20 protein-coding genes are annotated in these 22,304 nt (G+C 64.9%); 4 read left to right on the top strand and 16 right to left on the bottom strand.

The annotated features are described in order from the left end of the window. Nucleotides 1-182: 182 nt before the first annotated feature. The 3 genes from ACTXG5_RS14030 to ACTXG5_RS14020 are packed head-to-tail and all read right to left on the bottom strand — an operon-like array spanning nt 183 to nt 2,763. Nucleotides 183-1,355, bottom strand: coding sequence for an amidohydrolase family protein (locus ACTXG5_RS14030; protein WP_445164202.1), 1,173 nt, complete (start codon nt 1,353-1,355; stop codon nt 183-185). Next, nucleotides 1,352-2,407: an amidohydrolase family protein gene (locus ACTXG5_RS14025; RefSeq protein WP_445164201.1), complete on the bottom strand. Its 1,056-nt coding sequence runs from the start codon at nt 2,405-2,407 to the stop codon at nt 1,352-1,354. Before ACTXG5_RS14025 ends, ACTXG5_RS14030 begins: the two co-directional genes overlap by 4 nt. Beyond that, on the bottom strand, nt 2,404-2,763 hold the full coding sequence (locus ACTXG5_RS14020) for a Rieske (2Fe-2S) protein (protein ID WP_445164200.1): 360 nt from the start codon (nt 2,761-2,763) through the stop codon (nt 2,404-2,406). Before ACTXG5_RS14020 ends, ACTXG5_RS14025 begins: the two co-directional genes overlap by 4 nt. Nucleotides 2,764-2,953: 190 nt before the next feature. Here ACTXG5_RS14020 and ACTXG5_RS14015 point away from each other — a divergent pair, with 190 nt between their 5' ends. Together ACTXG5_RS14015 and ACTXG5_RS14010 are read left to right on the top strand one after the other, a co-directional pair. Further along, nucleotides 2,954-4,180 carry a cytochrome P450 gene (locus ACTXG5_RS14015; RefSeq protein ID WP_445164199.1) on the top strand — a complete coding sequence of 409 codons (1,227 nt, stop codon included), beginning with the start codon at nt 2,954-2,956 and terminating at the stop codon, nt 4,178-4,180. Next, complete coding sequence (locus tag ACTXG5_RS14010; protein ID WP_445164198.1) at nt 4,177-5,334, top strand: Zn-dependent alcohol dehydrogenase; 1,158 nt, start codon at nt 4,177-4,179, stop codon at nt 5,332-5,334. Before ACTXG5_RS14015 ends, ACTXG5_RS14010 begins: the two co-directional genes overlap by 4 nt. A gap of 19 nt (nt 5,335-5,353) precedes the next feature. Here the strand turns inward: ACTXG5_RS14010 and ACTXG5_RS14005 are convergent, their stop codons facing one another. From ACTXG5_RS14005 to mdlC, 7 genes are all read right to left on the bottom strand, one after another. Beyond that, a complete protein-coding gene (locus ACTXG5_RS14005) occupies nt 5,354-6,115 on the bottom strand; it encodes an SDR family NAD(P)-dependent oxidoreductase (RefSeq protein ID WP_445164197.1) in 762 nt (253 codons plus the stop codon). Beyond that, nucleotides 6,112-6,552, bottom strand: a complete 441-nt coding sequence (locus tag ACTXG5_RS14000) for a VOC family protein (protein WP_445164196.1) — start codon at nt 6,550-6,552, stop codon at nt 6,112-6,114. The genes ACTXG5_RS14005 and ACTXG5_RS14000 overlap by 4 nt, the downstream gene beginning before the upstream one ends. A 41-nt stretch (nt 6,553-6,593) precedes the next feature. Next, nucleotides 6,594-8,501, bottom strand: a complete 1,908-nt coding sequence (locus ACTXG5_RS13995; RefSeq protein ID WP_445164195.1) for a YhgE/Pip family protein — start codon at nt 8,499-8,501, stop codon at nt 6,594-6,596. A gap of 2 nt (nt 8,502-8,503) precedes the next feature. Further along, on the bottom strand, nt 8,504-9,181 hold the full coding sequence (locus ACTXG5_RS13990) for a hypothetical protein (RefSeq protein ID WP_445164194.1): 678 nt from the start codon (nt 9,179-9,181) through the stop codon (nt 8,504-8,506). Between the two features lie 13 nt (nt 9,182-9,194). Further along, nucleotides 9,195-9,821 carry a TetR/AcrR family transcriptional regulator gene (locus ACTXG5_RS13985; RefSeq protein WP_445164193.1) on the bottom strand — a complete coding sequence of 209 codons (627 nt, stop codon included), beginning with the start codon at nt 9,819-9,821 and terminating at the stop codon, nt 9,195-9,197. A 77-nt stretch (nt 9,822-9,898) separates the two neighbouring features. After that, nucleotides 9,899-11,077: a PucR family transcriptional regulator gene (locus ACTXG5_RS13980; protein ID WP_445164192.1), complete on the bottom strand. Its 1,179-nt coding sequence runs from the start codon at nt 11,075-11,077 to the stop codon at nt 9,899-9,901. A 67-nt stretch (nt 11,078-11,144) separates the two neighbouring features. Beyond that, the gene (mdlC, locus tag ACTXG5_RS13975) at nt 11,145-12,758 is read right to left on the bottom strand and encodes a benzoylformate decarboxylase (protein WP_445164191.1); all 1,614 of its coding nucleotides are present in this window, start codon (nt 12,756-12,758) and stop codon (nt 11,145-11,147) included. A 178-nt stretch (nt 12,759-12,936) separates the two neighbouring features. Here mdlC and ACTXG5_RS13970 point away from each other — a divergent pair, with 178 nt between their 5' ends. Next, entirely contained in the window at nt 12,937-13,911 is a 975-nt protein-coding gene (locus ACTXG5_RS13970) for a quinone oxidoreductase family protein (RefSeq protein WP_445164416.1), read from the top strand. A gap of 10 nt (nt 13,912-13,921) precedes the next feature. Here ACTXG5_RS13970 and ACTXG5_RS13965 read toward each other — a convergent pair whose 3' ends face one another. Then, a complete protein-coding gene (locus ACTXG5_RS13965) occupies nt 13,922-15,142 on the bottom strand; it encodes a cytochrome P450 (protein ID WP_445164415.1) in 1,221 nt (406 codons plus the stop codon). Between the two features lie 11 nt (nt 15,143-15,153). Continuing rightward, the gene (locus ACTXG5_RS13960) at nt 15,154-16,176 is read right to left on the bottom strand and encodes an LLM class F420-dependent oxidoreductase (protein ID WP_445164190.1); all 1,023 of its coding nucleotides are present in this window, start codon (nt 16,174-16,176) and stop codon (nt 15,154-15,156) included. 142 nt (nt 16,177-16,318) lie between these two features. Here ACTXG5_RS13960 and ACTXG5_RS13955 point away from each other — a divergent pair, with 142 nt between their 5' ends. Beyond that, on the top strand, nt 16,319-17,824 hold the full coding sequence (locus ACTXG5_RS13955; protein WP_445164189.1) for an acyl-CoA carboxylase subunit beta: 1,506 nt from the start codon (nt 16,319-16,321) through the stop codon (nt 17,822-17,824). Nucleotides 17,825-17,969: 145 nt separating this feature from the next. Here ACTXG5_RS13955 and ACTXG5_RS13950 read toward each other — a convergent pair whose 3' ends face one another. From ACTXG5_RS13950 to ACTXG5_RS13935, 4 genes are read right to left on the bottom strand one after another with little or no spacing between them, the layout of a single operon-like run. Further along, entirely contained in the window at nt 17,970-19,037 is a 1,068-nt protein-coding gene (locus ACTXG5_RS13950; protein ID WP_445164414.1) for a TIGR03857 family LLM class F420-dependent oxidoreductase, read from the bottom strand. After that, nucleotides 19,001-19,381, bottom strand: a complete 381-nt coding sequence (locus ACTXG5_RS13945) for a nuclear transport factor 2 family protein (protein ID WP_445164188.1) — start codon at nt 19,379-19,381, stop codon at nt 19,001-19,003. Before ACTXG5_RS13945 ends, ACTXG5_RS13950 begins: the two co-directional genes overlap by 37 nt. Continuing rightward, nucleotides 19,378-20,511, bottom strand: coding sequence for an alpha/beta hydrolase (locus tag ACTXG5_RS13940; RefSeq protein ID WP_445164187.1), 1,134 nt, complete (start codon nt 20,509-20,511; stop codon nt 19,378-19,380). Before ACTXG5_RS13940 ends, ACTXG5_RS13945 begins: the two co-directional genes overlap by 4 nt. A 10-nt stretch (nt 20,512-20,521) precedes the next feature. Next, nucleotides 20,522-22,162: a flavin-containing monooxygenase gene (locus ACTXG5_RS13935; RefSeq protein WP_445164186.1), complete on the bottom strand. Its 1,641-nt coding sequence runs from the start codon at nt 22,160-22,162 to the stop codon at nt 20,522-20,524. Between the last annotated feature and the right edge of the window lie 142 nt (nt 22,163-22,304).

Here is a 22,304-nt window from a genome sequence, read left to right as displayed (position 1 = left end):
CTCAACTTCCGGGCTCTTGGGCGGGCTCGTCGTCCGGGTCAGGCGGGCTGCCATGTCGGAAACCATCTTCAAACGTAGACCAGCGATTCCAGGTGGTGAAAGACGCGGTCCGGCGCCGACCATTTCTCGCCGTATTAGCTGCTCAGGGCCCTGCGCCCGGCGGTCAGGCCGGCTTGGGTGACTCAGTCGTCGCCGGTGGCGGCGGCGGCCCGCTCGCCGGGCAATGCCTTGACGGTTGCCGGGAGCCCGTACAGCGCCGTCGCGTTGCCGCGCATGATCCGCTCTCGCTGGTCGGCGGGGAACCGGTTGATCGCGTACGTCGGCGAGTCATAACTCCAGTGCGGGTAGTCCGTCGAGAACATGAGATTGTCTCCCAGGTCCATCATTTCCAGGTACTCGCGGAACTCCACCGTGTCGGTGTCTTCCAGCGGCTGGGTGGTGAAGCGAACGTGTTCGCGCACGTAGTCCGACGGGCGGCGACGCACGTGCGGCAAGTCGGCGCGGCGGGCTTCCCAGATCCGGTCCATCCGCGACATCACCGGCATGGCCCACGTGAAGCCGCCTTCGATGAAGACCACCCTCAGGTCGGGGTGCCGATCGAACGCGCCGTCGAAGACCAGGCTCATCAGGTGCGACACGTACAGCAGCGGCCAGGAGGCGAAGAAGTCGTGCCAATGCGCGGGGTTGCCGACCGGATACAGCGGGATCAATTCGAAGGGGGTTTGCCCCATCAGGTGCGTGGAAACGGGGAGCCCGTTGCGCGACGCGGCCTCGTACAGGGGGTCGAAATGTGGGTTGCCGAACGGGATTCCGCGAGTTTGCGGTGTCATCAACACCTGGGCCATGTAGGGGTGGCCTGCCCAGCGCTCGACTTCGCGCGCCGCCTGCTCCGGGGTCTGGGCGCTGACGCTAATCGACCCGCGCCAACGGCCGTGTCCGTTGTGCTTGTCCAGCCAGACATCGGCGAGCCAGTCGTTGTAGGTCGATTTCAGCACGTGCTCGGCCTGCGGGAGCTGTGCGTCGCACATCGGCTCCAGCGACGCGATGCTGACGCCGGCATCGACAAGCAGTTGTCTGGCGGCGTAGTCGGGATCGCTGCCGGCCGCCCCGCCGTTGGGCGGCCACGAGTCCATGCGCAGCGACGACGTCTTGAACGCATCCGGCGTGTCGTAAAAATACGACATGGGGCTGACCTCGTTACCGGTCGGCCAGATCTTGTCCACCCAGTCGGCCGGCGCGTACGACTTGAGCACATCGGCCGAGACGGGCAGTGGGTGCACGTCGGTGTCGACGATGGTGACAGCGATTTCGTCGGCCTGATCGGTCAGTGAGTCGACCTGTTCGATCGTCGTCATTGCGCAGTCTCCTTTGCTTCAAGCCCGTAGAGGTCACTGGCGTTTTGCCACAACACCTGGTCGCGCTGCGCGGCATCGAGGCCCTCCGCCGCCACGTCCGGTGACGACGCGGACCAGTGCGGGTAGCTCGATCCGTACATCAGCAGGTTGGTCTTGCTGGTGAATTCCATCCAGCGCTGCGTGTTGGCCGCGTCGATCGGCCCGTCGAATGCCGACGAGCAGAACCGCACATGGCCGGGCAGGTATTCGCTGGGGTAGCGATCGACCCACGGTGTCTGGTCGCGCATGGACAACCAGAAGGTGTCCAGCCGCCACATCAGCGGCGTGAGGATGTCGTAGCCGCCGTCGGCGAAAACGAATTTCAGGCCGGGTAGCCGGCCGAACACGCCCTCGATGATCAGCGTGGACAGGTGCACGAAGTAGTTCAGCGGCATGAACGCCGCGTACCCGGGGTAGGTGTGCGCGTGCCCGGCGAACGTGGGTGCATGGTCGACGCCGTTGCCCCCGTTGATATGCACTGCGACCGGCAGCCCGTGGGCGGCGGCGGCCTCCCAGATGGGTTCGAACATCGGCTTGCCGTACGGCTCGCGTGACTGCATCGGAATGCCGACCTGCACCAGCTTGGGGTGACCCGCGAGCCGCTCGATCTCGGCGACCGCTCCCCTGGGGTCCTCGGGGTTCACGCGGATGGTGCCCCGGAACCGATTGGAGGTGTCGGGGTCCAGCCACCGATCCACCAGCCAGTCGTTGACTGCCGCGCAGATACTGCTGTTGAGCAGGTAGTCGGCGATATTGCCGCGGGTCAGCGGGTTGAGAATTGCGTAGTCAACTCCCGCGTCTTCGAACAAGTGGCGGCTCAGGGTGGCGGGATCAGAGCCCGGGTACTGCTCGCCGTAAAGGTCTTGGCGGTAATCGCCCCCCGGGGCTTGGTACCACTGCTGCTCCACGTCGGGGATTGCCCGCAGTTGGTGGACTTCGGGGAGATAGCGCCGGATTTCGGCGTTGTTGCGAAAGTGCGGTTGCACGTTGGCATCTATGACGGGCCCGTTCATGCGGTCAGGTACACCTCCCCGTCGGTGACGTCGACCTGGTAGGTACGGACGCGGCGACTAGGGTCAGCGATGTTTTGACCCGTGGTGATGTCGAATTCCCAATTGTGCCAAGGGCATCGCACGATCTGTCCGTCACGCACCCGGCGCATCCTGCCGGGCTCGTCGGGGGCGGATTCGGTGGTGCCCCCAAGCAAGCCCTGGCATAGCGGCGCTCCTTCATGCGAGCAGTAATTCACTATCGCGTACAGCGCACCGTGCACGTTGTACACACCCACGCCGAACTTGCCGACGTCGACCAGTTTCATCCTGCCGGGCGGCAGCTCATCGAGGGAGCACACGAATCGCCGCTGGGGCACTTGCGAATCACCGCCTCCTGGACCTACCCAAATCAATACTGTGCCCGTTACGGTAACCATCACAAGCCGTTGGGCTTCGTTGCTATTTATACTATGATAGCGACATTCCGCTCGGACACGCCCGCCGAAGCCGCCGGGGGCCTCAGGGACCCGCGTCAACGGCCTTACCGCTTGCTCAGGAGGAGCGCTGATGCCGTTAAGCACCGATCCCGTCGGCCAGCCCGTCACCCTCGATTTCACCGGTGAAACCAGCCCCTACCCGTTCTTCGAATACATGCGGCGCACCGATCCGGTCTGGCATGGCGCCCTGGGGGACCACTCCCAGATGCCCGAGGAGCTGCGGCCGGACGACGAGTGGGTGTTGTTCGCCTATGACGGTGTGTTTCAAGCGTTCCGCGACGACCGGATCTTCACGTCGGCCGCCTATGAAAAGACGATCGGCTTGGTCATGGGCCACACCATCCTGGCGATGGGCGGCAAGGAACACCACGACCACCGCAGCCTGGTCGCGAAGGCCTTCCGGGCCACCGCGCTAGAACGCTGGGAGCCGTCGGTCATCGGGCCGGTCTGCGATCAACTGATCGACGAAATCAAACACGACTGTCACGCCGACCTGGTGAAGGCCCTGACGTTCGAGTTCCCGACCCGGATCATCTCGGTGCTGCTCGGACTTCCCCCTGAAGATCTCGACATGTTCCGGCGGCTATCGCTTGACCTCATCTCGATTCCGACCGACATCATGGCGGGGCTCAACGCCGCGAGCGAGCTGCACGGTTACTTCCTGGAGCAGGTCGAGCAGCGCCGCCGCAAACGTACCGACGACATCATCGGCGACCTGGTGGCCGCCGAGATCGACGGCGAGAAACTCACCGACGACGCCATCATCGCGTTCTTGCGCCTGCTGCTGCCCGCCGGACTGGAGACGACCTACCGGTCGTCGGGCAACCTGTTGTACCTGCTTCTGACCCACCCTGAGCAACTGGCGATGGTACGGCAGGACCGGTCGCTGATCCCCGCTGCCATCGAAGAGGGCCTCCGGGTCGAGACGCCGCTGACCATGGTCATGCGGACCACCACCGAAGAAGTCGAAATCGGCGGCAAGACGATCCCTGCCGGCGCACAGATCGATATGTGTATGGGCTCGGCGAACCGCGACGAAAGTCGTTGGCCCGACGCGGATCGTTTCGATATCCGGCGACCGCGCCAGGCCCACATCGCGTTCGCCGGCGGCATCCACATGTGCCTCGGAATGCATTTGGCCCGGCTGGAAACCCGGGTCATGTTGGACAGCCTGCTTGACCGCGTCTCGAACCTGGCCTTTGTTCCCGACGACGGCACCGGCGAGGAGTCCAGGATCATCGGCCTCACCTTCCGGTCGCCGAACAAACTTCCCGTCACGTTCACCCCGACAGCATGAAAAGCCGGGCGGCGATCCTGCATGATGTCGGCGGGCCCTGGTCTGTCGAGGATTTCGAACTGGACGCGCCGCGCGCCGGCGAGGTGTTGGTCGAGATGGCCGCCGCCGGGATGTGCCACTCCGACGACCACATCCTCAAGGGCGACATGTCGGCGCCCAACGAGATGCTGCGCTCGCTCGGATTGCCCACCATGTTCCCGATGATCGGCGGTCACGAGGGTTCGGGTGTCGTGCGTGAAGTCGGCGACGGCGTAACCGAATTCGTGCCGGGCGACCACGTCGTGATGTCGTTTGTCGCCGTCTGCGGGCAGTGCCGCTGGTGTGCGAGCGGTATGGAGTACATCTGTGACATGGGTGCCAGCGTGCTGACGCCGGGCATGCCGACCGACGGCACCTACCGCCATCACACCGCCGAAGGTAAGCCACTGGGCCATCTGGCCAAGGTCGGCGCGTTCGCTAAACACACTGTGGTATCGACGAATTCGCTGGTGAAGATCGAGCCGCATCTACCGCTGGCGCCCAGCGCGCTGCTGTCCTGCGCGATTCCGACCGGGTTCGGTTCGGTGGCCAACCGCTCCAATATGCGACCGGGCGATACCGTCGTCGTGATCGGTGTCGGTGGAATCGGCACGGGCGCGATTCAGGGCGCCCGAGTCGGCGGTGCGGCATACATCGTCGCCGTCGACCCGGTGGAATTCAAGCAGAAGTCGGCGTTGCAGTTCGGCGCCACCCACACCGCCGCAACTGCGGTCGAGGCGCTCGATCTGGTGCGCGACCTGACCTACGGAGTCATGGCGGACGCCGTCGTGGTCTCGCCGTCCCTGATCGTCGCCGAGGACGTCCGCGACGCGGTGCGGCTCACCCGCAAGGGCGGGACCTGTGTGCTGACCGGCATGACCTCCCAGTTGACCAGCTCAGTCAAGATCGATCTCCAGGACTTCATCCTGTCGAACAAGTCGCTCGCTGGCACCGTATTCGGCTCGTGCAACCCGAAAGCCGACATCTTCCGGCTGGCCAGGCTCTACCAGACCGGGCAGCTCCAGCTCGATGAGATGATCACTAAGCGTTACCGTCTCGACGACATCAACGATGCTTACGACGACCTCCGGAACGGCAAAATCGTCCGGGGCATCATCGATTTCGGGATCGAGTAAGTCCCCGCTACCCTCGCCGTCAGTCGTCACCCGGTCCGCCCTTCGCTGACCTCTTCTGTGCCATCAGCCGCTGCAGCTGACCGTATGCGTCGATCGGACTGTGCAGGGCCAGACCACCGTCGGCGTGCACGATCTGGCCTGTCACCCACGGTAATTCGAGCACACCGATGATTGCTCCGGCCACATCGGCGGCTTCGCCCAGGCTGCCCAGCGCTGTTCGCTCGGACAGGCCTTCCACCCAGCCGGGCAGCGCTTCCGGGTTGGGCAACATCGGCGTTCGGGTAACACCGGGCCCGACGGCGTTCACCCGGATGCCGTGTGTCCCCCACTCCACGGCGGCGACCTTGACCAACATGTCCACGCCGGCCTTCGACACGCAATAGGCGCCCATGTCGCGATCGGCGATCGAGCCGCTGATGCTGGACACCGCGACGATCGAACCACCCACCCCGGCGTCGACCATGGCCTGCGCTGCCGCACGAATCGTCAACCAGGTGCCGGTGAGGTTCACCGCCAGCACCCGCTCCCACTCCGAGGGCGATTGTTTGAGCAGCACGCCCGCCGCTCCGACTGCGGCGCAGGTCACCACCCGGGTGGGCACACCATGCTCACGCACGGTTTGTTCCATCGCCGCCGACACCGCCCCGGGATCGCTGATATCGCAGTCGATCTCGGCATCCGACAGATCCCACACCACGACGTCGTGACCCGCATCGCGCAGCCGGCCCGCGACTTCGCGCCCGATCCCGGAGGCGCCGCCGGTTACCAGTGCGGTGCTCATTTCGCCCGCCCGATCAACTCGACGAGCACCCCGTCCGGCGCGGTGATCACCGCCATTGTGACGGTCTTTCCGTCCGGGGCCGCAACATCGATGCGGCGAACACCCTTAGTGAATCCCAGTGCGGCCAAGGCGGAGAGCGTCTCGTCGACTTCACGCTGCAGCGAGAGCAGGAAGAATCCGTGCCGTGGCGCCGCGTCTGGCGGTAGTGCCTCGTCGGCGCCCGCCAGCTCCACGAGTTCAACAAATCCGCCCCCCGGTGTCTGCGGATCGCCAAGAAAGATCGACCGCAGCCGATCGGTCTCGGCCCCAAACAGTTCTGGCCAATCCCCGGTGAACTGATCGTCCATCAGCTGGCTCATGCCCAGGCCGTCGCACCAGAATCGAAGCGAGCGTTCGACATCGGAGGTGCAGATCGCACTGTGGTGGACACCTAACATGGGCTTCCTCTCGATTGCAGAATCTCTGCGCAGACCTTTGCCTATATCTTGATCGCCGGGATTAGCCTGCTGACATTCCAAGTTCGGTCTCGTCGTGCGGACAGGGATGAAATCGCCAGTGCAACAGCCGTTATCACAACCAGCACGACAATCGATTGCCAGAGCCGGGCGTCAATGCCGCCGAGTATGAGCTGTCGGAGTCCGTTGACGCCGTAGGTCATCGGGTCGAAGCGATGCAAGATCTGGAAGGGCCGTGAGGTGGTCTCCACGGGGTACATACCGCCGGCGCTGACGAGCTGCAGCATAAGCAGGGCCATGATCAACACGCGGCCCACCGCTGGACCGACAACCGCGTTGATCGCCTGCGTCGCGGCCACGAATGCACCGGAAATAAGGACCATGAACCCCAGCATTGCCACCGGGTGCACCGCGTGCATACCGAGGGCGAATCGGACCACGCAGTAGAGAATGATTGCCTGGAAAAGCGCGATCGCAGCCGCCGGCAGATAGCTGGCGAGCACCACGCGGACCGCGAGCACCTCCGCGGCGATCGCGCGGCTCTGCAAGGGCCGCAACACCATCCACAGCACCAAAGCGCCGAAGAACAAGGCCAGCGTCAGGAAGAACGGAGCCATGCCGGTGCCGAAGTTAGGCGCGGCGTTCTCATGCGAGGCTTCGAGTTGCACCGGGCCACCGATAGTGGCCGCGACCGCGTCCTTTTGCTGGGTTGTCCAGTTGGGTAGCTGCTTGGCCCCGTCGGCAAGTTTGGTCGCCAGCTCGGCCGATCCCACCTTGAGTTGCTGCGCTCCGTCGTCGAGTTTCGCTATACCGCCGGCTAATTCGGCGCTACCAGAGGCGAGCTGCTGCGCTCCGTCGCGGAGTTGGGTGAGCTTACTCGTCAGCTCCTGTCCCCTATTGCCGACTTGGTCCAGGGCCGATCCCAGCGGGCTGCCGGGTGTGCGCAGGGCGGAGGTCATCGCGATCGCGGCGTTTTGTGCGTCAGTGAGGCGCTGCCGAATCTGGGGGGTGAACTGGTGCTGCCGGAGCTGGTCCTGGATGCCGCGCAGGGTATTTGCGACTGCCGGATCCGGGCCCGCGGAGAGCTGATCAATCACCGATGAGAGCGAGTTTGCGGCGGCATCCTGCGCCGTGGCGATGGTACCGATCTGATCGTTGGCCTGCTGTAGTGCGCTCGCACCCTGTTGCAGTTGCTGCGTATTGCCGCTGATCTGCGACAGTGCGTTGGTTATCGCGATCAGGGGGTCGGTGGCCTGGTTGATCCCGTCCGAGAGTTGCCGGGCACCGGCAGCAAGCCTGGCCGAACCGGACCGGGCGGTGTCAAGACCAGCCACCAGCTGACCGGCGCCGTCATCGAGCCGAGCCGCCCCGTCGGCAGCCTGCTTGATCCCCGCTCCAGACGAAACCACCACCGAAAGCATGTGATTGACCGCCTCTCCGGAGATCCGGGTGGAGACGGCGTTGAGCACCTGGCTGATGGCGGTGCGACCGATACTCGTCGAGATGTAGTTGTTGGCGTCGTTGTAGAAGGCGATAAGGCTGGCCTTCTTGGGTTGCCCGGTCACCGGCGATGCGATCGCCGCGCTGAAGTCGGGCGGCAATTCGACCATGAAGTAGTACTTGCCGTGGTCGACCCCGTGACGCGCTTCCGACAAGTCCACGACGTGCCAGTCCAAGCCGCCGTCCGCGGTCAGGCTCTTGGCGATCTCTGCGCCGGCGTTGAACTGCTCCCCGGATACGATGGCACCACGGTCCAAGTTGACCAGTGCCACCGGCATTTTGTTGGTGTGGCCGAAGGGATCCCAGAACGCCCACAGGTACAGCGCCCCATACACCAACGGGAGCAGCATCAACACAACGATGGCCACGCGCGTCAATCGGTTGCGACCGAAACGCTTTATCTCCGAGCCGAATGCGAGTCCAGCTAGCATCGTCAATCCCCTTCGGTCAGGATGCGGTGATCGTGAAGTTCGTGGTCGGGCGCGTCCGTGCCGAGCGGGTTGGTGACACCGACGACGACAGTGCGCTCCTTCGCGATCGCGCCGAGCCGCTCGACCGCGATCGCTCGCCGGGAACTGTCACGAACCTGCTCGAGATCGCCGACCACCAGGATCGGTCGGTTCGACAGCATGGCCAGCGTGATGCGCAGCAAAAACAGCTCCAGGTCCGACAATTCGACGATGTAGGCACCGGAGAGCGGCGGCGGTGTCTCGCCGAAGACCTCTGTCAGCTCGGCCTGACCGGCTTGCAGCGGCACCAGTGAATACCACGGCGCCAACCACCGGCGTTGCTCAGCGAGCACGGTCTCCACGGTCACCGACTCCTCCAGGTCATCGATGTCGTCGAAGGCCGCGATCGAGCAGTGTCGGCGAATCGCGTGCGGCGTCGTTTCGCCGAGCACGGTCAGCGAGCCGTGGGTGGCCTTGAAACGCCCCGCGAGGGTCAACAGCAGCGTGGTCTGCCCCGGTCCGCCGGGCATCTGAATCGCGTGAAAACCCGGCGTGAGCTCGAGATCGACACCCGAGAACAATGGTCCGTGCTCGCCGCTCACCCCTAATCCGGCGGCGACGATCACCGGCGCACTAGCGTCCGACTCGTCTGTGCTATCCATGTGGGCGCTCTCCCTAATCGCCGGAATCCGGAACCGATTCCAGCAGTGCGGTGATCAATTGCGTAAGCAGGTCAGGGTTTATGGTTCCGGGGCGCAAGACTTCTTCCATCGCGACGCCCAAATTAAGAGTGACGACGAGCTGGGCGAGGTCGGCCAGCCGCCGATCGGAGGGCATGGTGTCGGTCAATTTGACGAGGTGAAGTGCTTGCTCGGCGGCGGCGCGACGGCGTTCGATCAATCCCTCGCGAAGCTGCGGATCGCGCTGTGCACGCAGCCAGTACTCAACCAACAGGACGTAATAGTCGGAATGGTCACGCACCGAGTCGAGCACCGAACGGCTCAACTCGTTTGCGGCCACCCTGGTGTCACCGCCGCTGCTGTCCAACACTGTGGCGATCTGCTCGCCGCGCAGCTCGAACTCGCGGTCGAGCAGGGCTAGGAACAGTTCGTCCTTGGACTCGAAGTTCGAGTAGACCGCACCCTTCGTGAAGCCAGCGGCCTGGCCGATCGCATCGATGGTGGCACCGGCGAACCCTTCGGCGGCGAACACTTTCGAGGCCGCATCCAAGATCCGGTCGCGTACCTCGCCGCGGGTAGGGCGGGTTCGATCCGGCTTGACGGGTGACATGCCCAGCAGCATACTCCCCAGTATCGATTAGATACCAGCGAGTATCGAAAGGTTCTTCTGCCACTGCGGCTGCAAGATGGCGCGCGCATTCAGCGCAGCTTGGAATCGATCTCGAAGGCCAAGCACAACTCGGCAAGCTCGAGGGGGACGTTGATCGATCGCCCGGTGCATTCCTCGATCCGGCGGAGCCGGTGGCGAACGGTGTTGGGATGACAGAACAATTCCGCCGCGGCCTCGGGTATCGAGCCGCTATGCGCCACCCACACGCGAAATGTCCGGTAGAGCAGGTCGCTATCGGCGACGCCGGCCAGCCCGCCCAGCACCGCGTCGGCCAGTCGCAGGTTGACGTCCGGAGCGGTCACCGCGGCGATGCCCAGGACGCTGTCCTCGAACTCCACGACCGGCTCGCTCTGGTTTGACCCGGTGACCGCGATCCGGGCGTAGCGAAGCGCGGTCCCGATCTCGACCAGCGCATCGAACTGCGGACTGACTCCGATGCCGTGGCTGCTCATCCGTCGCAGGGTCGCGATCAGGCTCGCTCGGGCGGCGTCCGAGGGCAAGTGGACGATGCCGATTTGCAGCTCGGGCAGCAGTCGCCAGGCCGAATAGATGTCGGTGCTACGCAGGATGTCGACGATGCCGGGCAGCGCGTGCTTGCCCAGCTCGGGTGTCCGCGCGGCGACGACGACGTAGGGACCCCGAGTCGGAAGCCCCAGCAGGTCGGCGATCTCCCACGGGCTGTGGCTTGTCGATGCGGTGCCGGAGAACAAGGCCTCGGTGAGTGCCGCCCGTTCGGCCTCGTCGTGGACCGCCTGCTGCGTCGCTCGCCGCCGGTAGCCGGTCGTCATCGCCTCGGTGTAGACATCCTGCGCCTCCCAGATCCGCTCGGTCACGGTGAGCAACGCCTGCTGAGCGATATCGCCGTGCGCCTCCACGATGTCCAGCAGCGCTTGCCAAATGAGGTGCGAGCCGATGCGGTAAGCCGACATCACCACGTGCAGCGGGACCCTGCTCTGGGCGCGGGACTCGCCGGTGAGGGCGGCCGGCGTGGTGTCGAAAGTCTGGGGCCCGGCCAATCCGCCGAAGATGAAACGCACATTGTCGGTGCAGCTTTCGACAAGTTGATCCTGACTGACGACCTCGGCGTCCCGATAGAAGTCGATGTCGACGCGGATCGCCGAGGCGACCGCGGCACCGAGTTGTTCCGTTCGCCGGATCAACTCGGCACCGATTAGCGATACCTGCTCGGCTGTCTGTTCCGCGCTCATGCCACTAAACGTAGAAGCGCGGCGCCTTCCCGTCACGCGGGGGCGCACCGCGGGTGTTCGAACCGGATCAGCCCAGATGGGCCAGCTGCGGTTTGGTCCGCACCACGATGACCGTGGGCCCGTCGGCCGTCAGCGCCGTGGTGAACTCTTCGGCGAGCTTTTCGGTGGTATCGACATTGACCGCTCGACAGCCGAAACCCGTTGCCAACGAGGCAATGTCAAGCCCCGGAAGATCGAGCCCGGGCACATTCGGGGTTTTCTCCAGCAGGGCGAACGATTTGAGGATCGAGTACTCCTCGTTGCGCATCACCACGAACACGATGGGCAGCCGGTGCTGGGCGGCTGTCCATATCGCCTGAACCGAGTATTGGAACGACCCGTCGCCGATGGTGGCGACCACGGTCCGCTTGACCCCGCGGGCGCGATCGCCCAGTGCCACGCCCACCGCCCCCGGCACACCCCAGCCGATCCCACCGCTGGCGGTGGCGAAGAACGAACCCGGGCGGGTGGTGGGCAGCCAGCGCAGCTGCTGAGCCATCGTCGACGTCGACTCCGTGACTACCGGGGAGTCGGCGGGCTTGACGGTGGCCAACGTGGACCACACCGCATCCGGGGTCAGTGGCGACGACGAGGCGTCGACTATCTCGATCTTCGCGGCCGGCGCAGCTGGGGCCTTCCCGGTACCGCGGTCGTTGATCAGCTCCACCAGCTGCTCGAGGGCCAGCCGGGTATCGCTGATCAGGCTGTCGCCGACCGACGCGGCTCCGGCCAGCGCAGGATCGGCGGTGATCTGCAGCAGTTCGCTGCCCTCGGGCAGGTACTCACCGGCCACATACGGGTAGTACCGGAAGACCTGCGCTCCGATCACCACCACCAGGTCGTGACCGCGCAGCACCTCGGCCACACCCGCGATGGTCAACGGCAGCATGCCCCCATACAGCGGGTGGTTCTCCGGAAACGAGGCACGGTCGGGCAGCGGGCCGCCACGCACCGGCGCACCGACCTTCTCCGCGAACGCCACCCCGGCGTCCCAGCCGCCACTGCGGTCGACCTCGGGACCGAAGACCAGCAGGGGCCGCTGCGCGCGGTTGATTCGTTCGGCGAAGGCGCGCAGCCGCTCGGGGTCGGGTGCTACCCGATGGCTGACGGTTCTTACCACCGCGGGCCCCAGGGCCGGCTTTTCCCAATCATCAAGCGGTATCGACAGATACACCGGACCCGCCGGTGGCTGCAAAGCCACGGTGTAGGCGCGCATGAACGCCGCCGGTACATCCTCGGCGCGCTTGGGTTCGTACGCCCACTTCACCCAGGGCAGCGGGAGCAGGGTTTCATTGGGGTTGGTCAAATACGGTTCGCACAAGACCATCTCCCGGGTCTGCTGACCGGCCGTGACGATGAGTGGGGTATTGCCCCGATACGCCGCTATCAGGCTGCCCATCGCGTTGCCGGTTCCGGCGCTGGTGTGCACGTTGACCAACGCGGGTTTGCCGGTGGATTGCGCGAATCCGTCGGCCATGGCCAGCACCGAGGCTTCCTGCAGCCCAAGGACATAGGTGAAATCGTCGGGAAAATCTTTCAGGAACGTTTGCTCCGTGGAACCAGGGTTACCGAACACCGTCGTCAAACCCAACTCACGAAGCAGGTCGTAGGTAACTTCGTGGACTGTTTTGCCTTTTGCCATGAGAGCTTTCCAACTTTCTGTCCACAAGCGGTGATGGGCGTCACCGCGATGCGCCGCGTTTCAGTGTCACCCATGGGTTCGGCGATGTCGATGTAATCGTGCACAGCGTTGGGCGGGGCCCGGTGTGCCGAAGCACAACGGCGTCGATAGGCTCATGCCGGTGACGCACACTGTGGCCATGCATGGAATCGAAGTCAGCGAACTCGGCGGCCCGGAAGTCTTGTCCTACGTTGAGATCTCACAACCCGCACCCGCTGCCGGTGAGGTGTTGATCACAGCCGAGGCGATCGGCGTCAACTTCATCGACACCTACTTCCGGTCGGGCCTGTATCCGCACGATCTGCCGTTCGTGCTCGGCGCGGAAGTGGCCGGAACCGTCGCAGCAACGGGCGCCGGAGTAACCGGATTGCGGGTGGGCGACCGGGTTGCGACCGCCGACGCTGTCGGTGCCTACGCCGAATACTGCGTTGCGCCAGCAGATCTCGTCGCATCGTTGCCCGACAATATCGCCTTCGATGTCGCCGCCGCGGCATTGCTGAAGGGCATGACCGCGCACTTGCTGGTCAAGTCGGTGTACCCCGTGCAGGCCGGTGAGACGGTGCTGGTGCACGCCGGTGCGGGCGGGGTCGGCCTGATCCTGACCCAGTGGGCGACGAGCTTGGGTGCCCGCGTGATCACGACGGCGTCCACCCCGGCCAAAGCCGAGCTCTCGCGGCGGGCCGGCGCGGTCGAGGTGCTCGACTATCCCGATGACGCACAGCGATTCGGCGCGAAAGTCCGTGAGCTAACCGACGGTAGTGGAGTGGCTGCCGTGTACGACGGCGTCGGCAGGTCTACCTTCGACGCCAGTCTGGCCAGCCTGGCCGTCCGGGGCACGCTGGCACTGTTCGGCGCCGCCAGCGGACCCGTTCCTCCGGTCGACCCCCAGCGACTGAACGCGGCAGGCTCGGTCTACCTCACTCGGCCGTCGCGGGCCCACTTCGTACGCACTCGCGACGAGTTTGCTTGGCGAACAGGAGAATTGTTCGACGCAATCGCCGCCGGCGGCATCACAATCACGGTAAGCGCCCACTATCCACTGCGGGAAGCGGGCGATGCGCATCGAGATCTTCAAGCGCGCAAGACCATTGGTTCGGTGGTCCTCACGCCCTAGCGGGCCCCACTCAGACCAGCGAGTACCGGACCGGCAGGTGCTTGAGGCCGCCGACGAACGTCGTAGCAACCAATTCCGGATCGCCAGTCAGCTCAATAGATTTGAGCCTGGGCAGCAGCTCGGAGAAGAAGCTGTTGACCTCCATGCGGGCCAGGGCCGCGCCCATACAGAAGTGCACGCCATAGCCGAAGGCCAGATGTTTGTTGGGGTCACGCCCTACGTCAAAGCGGAACGGGTCGTCGAAGACATCCTCGTCGCGATTGCCCGACACGTATGACAGCAGCACGGAATCGCCCGCGGCAATGGGTATTCCGCGGATAGTGGTGTCCTGGGTGGCGGTCCGCATGAACTCTTTGACCGGGGTGACCCAGCGGATCATCTCTTCGGTGGCCAATGGCATCAAGTCGAGATTGTCACACAGCCGCTCACGCTGGTCGGGATTTTCGATCAGTGCCTGCAGGCCCCCGGAGATGGTCGCGCTCGTCGTGTCGTGACCCGCGGTGGCGACGATGAGGTAGTAGGACACGGTGTCGATATCCGACAACGGTTCCCCATCGACGCGGGCGTTGGCGATCGCCGACGCCAGATCCTCGGTCGGATGCTCACGGCGCGAGGCCGTCACGTCGTTGAAGTACTGGAACATGTCGAACAACGCGGGCAGCTGATCCTCGGTGCCGGCGCCACGCTTGAACTCGCTGTCTTCGCTGCCGAATAACTCCTGGGTGAGCTTGAGCATCCGGGCGAAGTCGGCCTCCGGGATGCCCAGCAAGGACATGATCACGAAGAGCGGGTAGTTGACCGCGACCTGCTGGACGAAATCGCATTCGGGCCCGACGGCCATCATCTTGTCGACGTAGATCTTGGCGAGTTCGTCCACGCGAACCTTCAACGCGCGCATTGCCTTTGGGCGAAACCAATCCGAGCCGATCGCACGCACCACCCGGTGTTGCGGGTCGTCCATGTGGATCAACGTGCGAACGCCCGCGTTGGCCTGCAGCTCATCGCCCTCGGTGGTGGTAAGGACCGGGCGCGGCCAATTGCTGAACTGCATGTTCTCGCGCTCGATGTCCATGATGTCGGCGTGTTTGGTGATCGCCCAGAACGGCCGGTAGTCGGGCACATCGACCCACGACACCGGTGCGCTGGCGCGCAGCTGAGACAGCGCCGCATGCAGCCGTTTCTCGTCGGTGTACGCCAACGGATCTGCCAACAACTTTCCGGCGTCATCCATCGTCGTTGTGCTCACTGGCGAAACTCCTTCATTGCGACGGCAATACAGGCAGGGGAAGCATCGAAAAATATCGGCAGCACGCGGTCGACCACGCCGTCGCAGCGGTCCTTCAGGGCGGCACCGACTTGGTCGACGGGACCGACGACCGCGAAAGCCGCGAGCATCTCGTCGTCGATCAGCGATCCCATCGCGTCCCATTCACCCTGCTTGGACAGCCGGTTCAGCTCGGTGTGCAGGTCGCCCCAGCCGTGCAGCTCAAGCACTTTGCGGTAAGCAGGCGTGGATCCGTAGAAGGCGATCTGCTTGCGCGTGGCGGTCGCTGCCGCCGCCACCTCGTCGTCGTTCTCGCCGGTCGCGACCATCACCTCGCACGACACCTCGAAGTCGGCGCGGTCGCGGCCGCTGGTACCCATACCGCGCAGCAGCGCGGGCATCGTGACCTCGTCGAGGTAGCGCTTCGAGACCATCGGGTGGCCGAGGTGGCCGTCGGCGACCTCGCCACACATCTCGGTCATCACTTCACCGACGGCAGCGACGAACACCTTCGGCACCGAGTAGGGGTGCGGCTCCGGGGTGAACATCGGCGTCATGATCTTGTGCGTGTAGAAATCGCCCTCGAAGCTCAGCCTGGTGCCGTCGGTCCAGGTGGACCAGATGGCGTGCAACGCGGAGACGAATTCGCGCATCCGTCGCGCCGGATGACTCCACGGCATGCTGAATCGCTTCTCGATGTGGGGCTGGATCTGGGTGCCCAGGCCGAGAATGAAGCGGCCCTTCGAGTACGCCTGCAAGTCCCAGGCGACGTTGGCGACGGTCATCGGATTGCGCGCGAACGCCACCGCGATGTTGGTGCCCAGCCCAAGTCGCGACGTGTGCTCGGCGGCCAGCAGCAGCGGCAGAAACGGGTCATGACTGGTTTCGGCCGTCCAGCCCCCGTCATACCCCTGTTGTTCCAGGTTGCCGACCGCTTCAACCACTCGTTCGAGTCGATTGGGGATGCCGCCGTCGATCTTCAGGCGGGGCCTGTTACCCATGCGGGTGACTTTACAGTAAGCAATCCAGTATGTGACCCTGCTCATCTAGTGGCGATCGCAAGCGCGGCGTAGCCGGGCGCAGCGGGTCGACACCATCGGACTAGGCGCGCGCGATCGCATCCGCACGAGGTAGGACTGACGCATGACGAAAGCCCAGGATTGGGACGGGACGCTCGAGGATCTCGACCGCCGCCGTCAGCACGCGTGGGGCATGGGCGGGCCCGAGCGGCTCGACAAACACCGGGGCAAGGGGAAGCTCGATGCCCGCGCGCGCGTCGAGCGGCTGCTCGACCCGGGCACCTTCCGCGAAATCGGCACGCTAGTCGGCGGTGACATCGCGGCCGACGCGCTGGTCGTCGGGTCCGGCTCGATCAACGGCTCGCCGGTCATGCTGGGCGCCGAGGACTTCACCACGATGGCCGGCAGCATCGGACCCGGCGGCAACTCCAAGCGATACCGCATCGCCGAGCTGGCGCTGCGCGACAAAGTTCCGCTGGTGATGCTGCTCGAAGGTGCCGGCTTTCGTCCCACCGGCGGACACTACGGGCGCACCCCCACCGACCTGCTCGCCCAGGCGCAGTGCTCGGGCCGCGTGCCGACCGTCGCCGCCGTGCTCGGCCCTTCGGCCGGACACGGTGCGCTGGTTGCCCCGGTATGCGACTTCCGGATCATGAGCTCCCAAGGAGCGATCTTCACGGCTGGTCCCCCCGTCGTCAAAGAATCCACCGGAGAAGACATTTCGAAAGAGGACCTCGGCGGACCCGGCACCGCGCTGCCCAGCGGAGTCATCCACAACGTCGCCGAGGACGACGAAGCCGTGATCGCCGACATTCGCCGCTACCTGTCCTACTTTCCGCCCAGCGCATGGTCGTACCCGTCGCCGATGCCCGCCTCTGAAGCGGGGGCAGACAGCGAGCCACGGCCGACACCCGAACTGCTCGACATCGTCTCGCGCGATAACCGCCGCGTCTACGACATGCGTGCCGTGCTCGATGTGGTCTTCGACCGGCCGGACTGGTTCGAAGTCCAGCCGCAGTACGGCAGAGCGATCATCTGCGCGCTGGCCCATCTCGGCGGCCATCCGGTCGCGGTCGTCGCGAATCAGCCCAACGTGATCGCCGGCTCCATTGACGCCGACGCCGCGGACAAGGCGGCGCACTTCATCATGGTCGCCGACTCATTCCACCTGCCACTGATCTTCTTTGCGGACAATCCCGGCATGCTGCCCGGCAGCCGCTCCGAACGCAGCGGGGTATTGCGCGCCGGCGCGCGAATGTTCGCCGCCCAGACCGCGGCCACCACGGTGAAGCTGCACGTCACGTTGCGCAAGGCGTACGGGTTCGGCTCGATGGTCATGTCGCTGCTGGGTTTCGACCACCAGACCGCGACCTTCGCCTACCCGGGCGCGACGATGGGCGCGATGAGCGCGGCAGCGCTCGGCCGGGCTACGCACGCCGGCGAGGACCTGGCCGAGAAGCTGCGCAACGCTGAGTTGGAAGCGTCGTATCGATCGGCCGAGCACATGGGATTCGACGAGCTCATCGATCCGCGCGAGACGCGCGACGCCTTGCTGGCTTCCCTGCTTCGGGGTCTGTCGGCCCGGCAGGCCGTCGCCGAGCCGGTGAGCCGGACCGTCATCATGCCGTAAGTCGCTCCGCTTGCCCCATCGAGTGTGCGATAAGGCATCTGAGTGTGCGTCCAGGGTGGGGAAAACGCCGAAACGCCGCCGCCAGCGCACACCCGAAACCGCCAGCGCACATTCGAGACCGTGGGCCGATGTGCGCGAGGCGCTACTAGCTCCGGTAGGCCGCGACCACCGGCTCGAGCTCGTCAGGCGTCGCGCCGTGCATGATCACCGCGTCGGCCCCGTACTCGAATTCCTTGCGGATGCGATCCGCACACTGCTGAGACGACCCGGTGGCCGAGGGCGCCAGCCACTCGTCGGGAATCAGCGTCGCGATGTGCTCGATCTGCTCGGGTGTGGCCTTGTGATCGATGCCGCCGGCGACCGAGGTCACTACCGAGTCTGCCCGGAAGCGTTCCAGCACAGCGGGATCCCAGTTATTCGTCTGCACCAACAGGTCGCCGTACCCCTGCAGATAGGTGGCCAGCCGCGCGACGGTCTTCTTCAGGCGCAGCTCTTCGGGCAGATGGTCGCCCACCGTGGCGAAGCACGACCACACCCGCACGCTGTCGGGATCGCGGCCCGCCTTTTCCGCCGCGGACTTGACGGCTTTGACGCAGCGCTGCAACGTCTCCGGCGTGAAGTAGGTGTGCAATATGACGTCATCGAACGCCCGGCCGCCGAGCGCGAGCGTGTTGGGCCCAAATGCCACCAGCGCCAGGCGAATGTCTTCGTTGAAGTCCGGGTCGAGAAACAGGATGGGGTATTTGCCCATCGGGCCGTCGTGGTTGAAGATCAGCTCGCCGTGGAACAGCCGTCGCATGACCTGCGCCCAGTCCTCCATCTGCGCGGTCGTCACCGCGGGTATGCCGAACGCCCCGTAGATCGCGGCGATGCCACGCCCGATGCCCAACGTGAACCGCCCGCGGGAGAGCCGGTGCATCGTGGTTGCCCACGACCCGGTGATCAGCGGATGCCGGGTGTTGTGATTGGTTGCGGCGGTGGCGATCTGCATTCGACTGGTGACCGCGCACGCCGCGCCGGCTAGCGACGACGCTTCTTTGACGTTCCAGCGCTCGGAGATGAACGCGGTGCCGAAGCCCAGCTCCTCGCCGCGGCGAGCTTCGTCCATCAAGGTCGCTGGTCCCTCACCACCGGCCCCGGCGAGCAGGTAATAGCCCAATTCGTCGAGCGTCCTGGTCAACTCCAAACTCCTTGCTTGTAGCCACAATTCCAGACTTCGGTGATCCTCCCGGCCACGACGCGGAAGATCTCCATGCTGCCGACGTCAACACTGGTGCCATCGTTGAGCGTCATCGGAGACTGGTAGACGATGGCAACGTGCTCGCCATCGTCACCGGCAACCACCAGGTTCAGGTCGAATCTGATGGTTTTGAACATGGCCCAGTGATCGATGATGCGGTTGACCGCCTCCTCGTGCGTGAGCAGTAGCGACTCACCCACCTCATGCCGGGTGACTGTGTCGCCGATCAACTCCTCGGCGAGCGCGAAGTCGCGCTTGTTCCACACCACGAGGTTGTAGAGCTCGACGACCTCGCGCGCCGTCCGAGTGGACGTCATCGGGCCGGCACCCCGCGCAAGAATCGCTCGGTAACTCGCTGCACGCGGCGGGAGAAAATGTGGCCCACGTGGCTGCCGTCGTACCAATACAGCTGACCGCCCCAGCGTTCCTGCAACGCTTCGGTGGGTTCGCGCATCGCCATTCGATCGTGCCATGCTCCGACGATGAGCCGGTGCTGCGGCGGCGGTGCCGGGTCGACGCTCAGCGGATCGATTACCGACGTCAGTTGCGCAACCACCGGGGATCCCAGCAGATCCCGGAAGTCGTCACGAGCGGGCCCCCAGCGCGACAGGTGCCGCGCGATCATCGCGTTGAGCCCCAGAATCGGGGTGTACAGCGCAACACCGTCGATTTGCCGCTCCAGGTGCGAAACCAACGCAGCAACCGGGGTGCCCATCGAAATCCCCGATACCACAACCGCACTGGCTTGGGGTTGCACCCAGCGCACCACGGCACGCACCTCCGACACCGCGCGCATCATGCCCGCGACGTTGCCGAGTGGATCCATGTCCGGATAGGCCGGCCATTCGCGGCGCCGGCACCCGTGGCCCGGCTGCACCGGCATCGCGACGTTGAACCCCAGCGTGTGGTGGATGCGACCGATGCGAGACAGCAACAAGTCTTCGGTGCCGCCCTGACCGGCACCGTGGACCCAAACCAGCCACGGTCTCGGGCCGCCGCGGTGGCGGCACAGATGCACCACCGCCCTCGCCGGGCCACTGAGGCCTTCGGCCGCCAGCGTCTCCGGCAGCTGCGGGTCATGCTCGAACGTCATCCGCTCGTATGCCAGCTTGCCGATTCGCCGGCGCCGTATCGATGTCACCTGCAACGGTTTTGGCGCAGCATGTGCGCCATCGATGCCCAGCGCCGACAGCTGCTCGGCCGCCGGTGCGCACGCGCTCAGCGGTCGCACATCTTTGGTCAGGTTTCCGCCCAGCAACGAAAAACCACTGAGGACAAGTTCGTCCAACATGACCTCGCCGAACTGGCGCACGCCCCGCGGCGACGCCGGGACCCAGCCCGTCGATTCGTTGAGGCCGGCCACCGTGCGCGGCAGCACCATGCCCAATTCGCGGCCTAGCTCCCTGGAGAGGCCCAAGGACCGTTTCGCCAGCGCAAATCCAGACATCCCGCTCACCTTAAACCGCCTGAGTCAGCTTGAAACCGATGTATTCGCCGGCGGCGATTTCATCGCAGCGGCGCCGATATTCGGGGATTCCACCGGTATAGCCCATGTACATCCGCTTCTTGCCGGGCACGTTACCGCCGTTGTACCAGGAATTGCAGGACGGGTGCATTAACACCGTCGACGCGACAAGCGCGGTGGCGTGGTCGATCCATTCCTGCTGCGCGCTACCAAGCGCCTCGATGGCGCGGATTCCATTGGCGCGCAGGTACGCGATGCAATCGCTGATCCACTCCACATGTTGTTCCAGCGCTGCGACGAAATTCGTGGCGGCGCTCGGGCTGCCCGGGCCCTGGATGGTGAACAGGTTCGGGAAGCCGGCGACCGCCAGCCCGAGGTAGGACATCGGCCCCTCGGTGGCCCAGAAGTCGCCGAGCGACATGCCGTCCCGGCCGCGGATGTCGATGCGGCTGAGCGCACCGGTCATCGCGTCGAACCCGGTGGCGTAGACGATCACGTCGAGCCCGTACTCGTCGCTTTCGGTGCGGATGCCGTTCGGCGTAACTTCGCGAATCGGCGCCTTGCGCAGGTCGACGAGTGTGACGTTGTCCCGGTTGAACGTCTCGTAGTAGCCCTGGTCGATGATCGGTCGCTTGCACGCGAAGGGATGCACGGGCACCAACGACGCCGCCGTCTGCGGGTCCTTGACGATCCGGGCCACCGCCTCGCCGTACAGCTTGGCGGCCATCTGATTGGCTTCGATGTCGAAGAAGATGTCGCTCCAGTTGAGCGCGCCCATCACGCCGTTTTCCTCGACAGCGCGCACCTGCTCTTCGCGCGACGCCGACTTCAGCGGCGGGCTGCTCAGCATCTCCAGCAGTACGGAGAAGGCACTCAGCCGCGCCGCCCCGATCGGGTGGGCCCGTTGGGCTTTCCGGATCTCGCCGTATCGGGTTTTCATCTCGTCCAGCTCCCCGGGCTCGAAGCGGTGCACGCGCCACGGCAACGTGTATGCCGGTGAACGCTGAAACACGCAGAGCTGCAAGGCTTGTTGGGCGACGACGGGGATGAGCTGAACGCCGGTGGAGCCGGTGCCGATGACGCCGACGCGCTTTCCGGTGAGGTCGAAGCCCTCCTTCGGCCAACGGCTGCTGAACAGTGACGTTCCGGCGAACGTCGCCATTCCCGGGATATCGGGCTCCAGCGGGACCGACAGGATGCCGGATGCCGCGACGACGAACGGGGTGACGAAGGCCTCGCCGGATTCGGTTCGCACCACCCACACCGCGGCGTCCTCGTCGAACTCCATCGCGACGACCTTGGTGTGGAACGCAATATCGCGACGCAGGTCCAACCGGTCGGCGACGAAATTCAGGTACGCCTCGATTTCGGGTTGGGCGGGCATCGACTCCGTCCAGACCCACTCCTGCTGAATCTCCTCGGAGAAGCTGTAGGAGTATTCGATACTTTCGATGTCACATCGCGCGCCGGGGTAACGGTTGAACAGCCAGGTGCCGCCGACGTTTTCGGCCATCTCCAGCACTCTGGTGTGGATACCGAGCTGTCGCAGCCGATGCAGCATGTACAGGCCGGAGAACCCGGCACCGATCACCAGTACGTCGAGATATGTGGCACCGCCAGCGTCAATCGGCATCGCTACCGCTTCTGTAACGCGCCTTCAGCTTCCCAAGCTCTTCGAGCTCTTCGGGCGCCGGGACAACCCCTTGAGTCATAACGCTCCTTGCCGCGCCCTGGACGAACTCCTGAGGACCTGCTGAAATCTATACTGTAATGGA

It is taken from the genome of Mycobacterium sp. Dal123C01 (assembly GCF_052566995.1).
Note: the sequence above shows the minus strand (reverse complement) of the source record. Positions and strands in the feature narration are given on the sequence as shown.

Bases quoted from the DNA above. Each gene is read 5' to 3' on its own strand.
- ACTXG5_RS13995 (WP_445164195.1), bottom strand. From the start codon at position 8,501: ATGCTAGCTGGACTCGCATTCGGCTCGGAGATAAAGCGTTTCGGTCGC.
- ACTXG5_RS14025 (WP_445164201.1), bottom strand. From the start codon at position 2,407: ATGAACGGGCCCGTCATAGATGCCAACGTGCAACCGCACTTTCGCAAC.
- ACTXG5_RS14015 (WP_445164199.1), top strand. From the start codon at position 2,954: ATGCCGTTAAGCACCGATCCCGTCGGCCAGCCCGTCACCCTCGATTTC.
- ACTXG5_RS13985 (WP_445164193.1), bottom strand. From the start codon at position 9,821: ATGCTGCTGGGCATGTCACCCGTCAAGCCGGATCGAACCCGCCCTACC.
- ACTXG5_RS14030 (WP_445164202.1), bottom strand. From the start codon at position 1,355: ATGACGACGATCGAACAGGTCGACTCACTGACCGATCAGGCCGACGAA.
- ACTXG5_RS13940 (WP_445164187.1), bottom strand. From the start codon at position 20,511: ATGTCTGGATTTGCGCTGGCGAAACGGTCCTTGGGCCTCTCCAGGGAG.
- ACTXG5_RS13935 (WP_445164186.1), bottom strand. From the start codon at position 22,162: ATGCCGATTGACGCTGGCGGTGCCACATATCTCGACGTACTGGTGATC.
- ACTXG5_RS13980 (WP_445164192.1), bottom strand. From the start codon at position 11,077: ATGAGCGCGGAACAGACAGCCGAGCAGGTATCGCTAATCGGTGCCGAG.
- mdlC (WP_445164191.1), bottom strand. From the start codon at position 12,758: ATGGCAAAAGGCAAAACAGTCCACGAAGTTACCTACGACCTGCTTCGT.
- ACTXG5_RS13960 (WP_445164190.1), bottom strand. From the start codon at position 16,176: ATGGGTAACAGGCCCCGCCTGAAGATCGACGGCGGCATCCCCAATCGA.
- ACTXG5_RS14000 (WP_445164196.1), bottom strand. From the start codon at position 6,552: ATGTTAGGTGTCCACCACAGTGCGATCTGCACCTCCGATGTCGAACGC.
- ACTXG5_RS14005 (WP_445164197.1), bottom strand. From the start codon at position 6,115: ATGAGCACCGCACTGGTAACCGGCGGCGCCTCCGGGATCGGGCGCGAA.
- ACTXG5_RS13945 (WP_445164188.1), bottom strand. From the start codon at position 19,381: ATGACGTCCACTCGGACGGCGCGCGAGGTCGTCGAGCTCTACAACCTC.
- ACTXG5_RS13965 (WP_445164415.1), bottom strand. From the start codon at position 15,142: ATGGATGACGCCGGAAAGTTGTTGGCAGATCCGTTGGCGTACACCGAC.
- ACTXG5_RS13955 (WP_445164189.1), top strand. From the start codon at position 16,319: ATGACGAAAGCCCAGGATTGGGACGGGACGCTCGAGGATCTCGACCGC.
- ACTXG5_RS13990 (WP_445164194.1), bottom strand. From the start codon at position 9,181: ATGGATAGCACAGACGAGTCGGACGCTAGTGCGCCGGTGATCGTCGCC.
- ACTXG5_RS13970 (WP_445164416.1), top strand. From the start codon at position 12,937: ATGCATGGAATCGAAGTCAGCGAACTCGGCGGCCCGGAAGTCTTGTCC.
- ACTXG5_RS14010 (WP_445164198.1), top strand. From the start codon at position 4,177: ATGAAAAGCCGGGCGGCGATCCTGCATGATGTCGGCGGGCCCTGGTCT.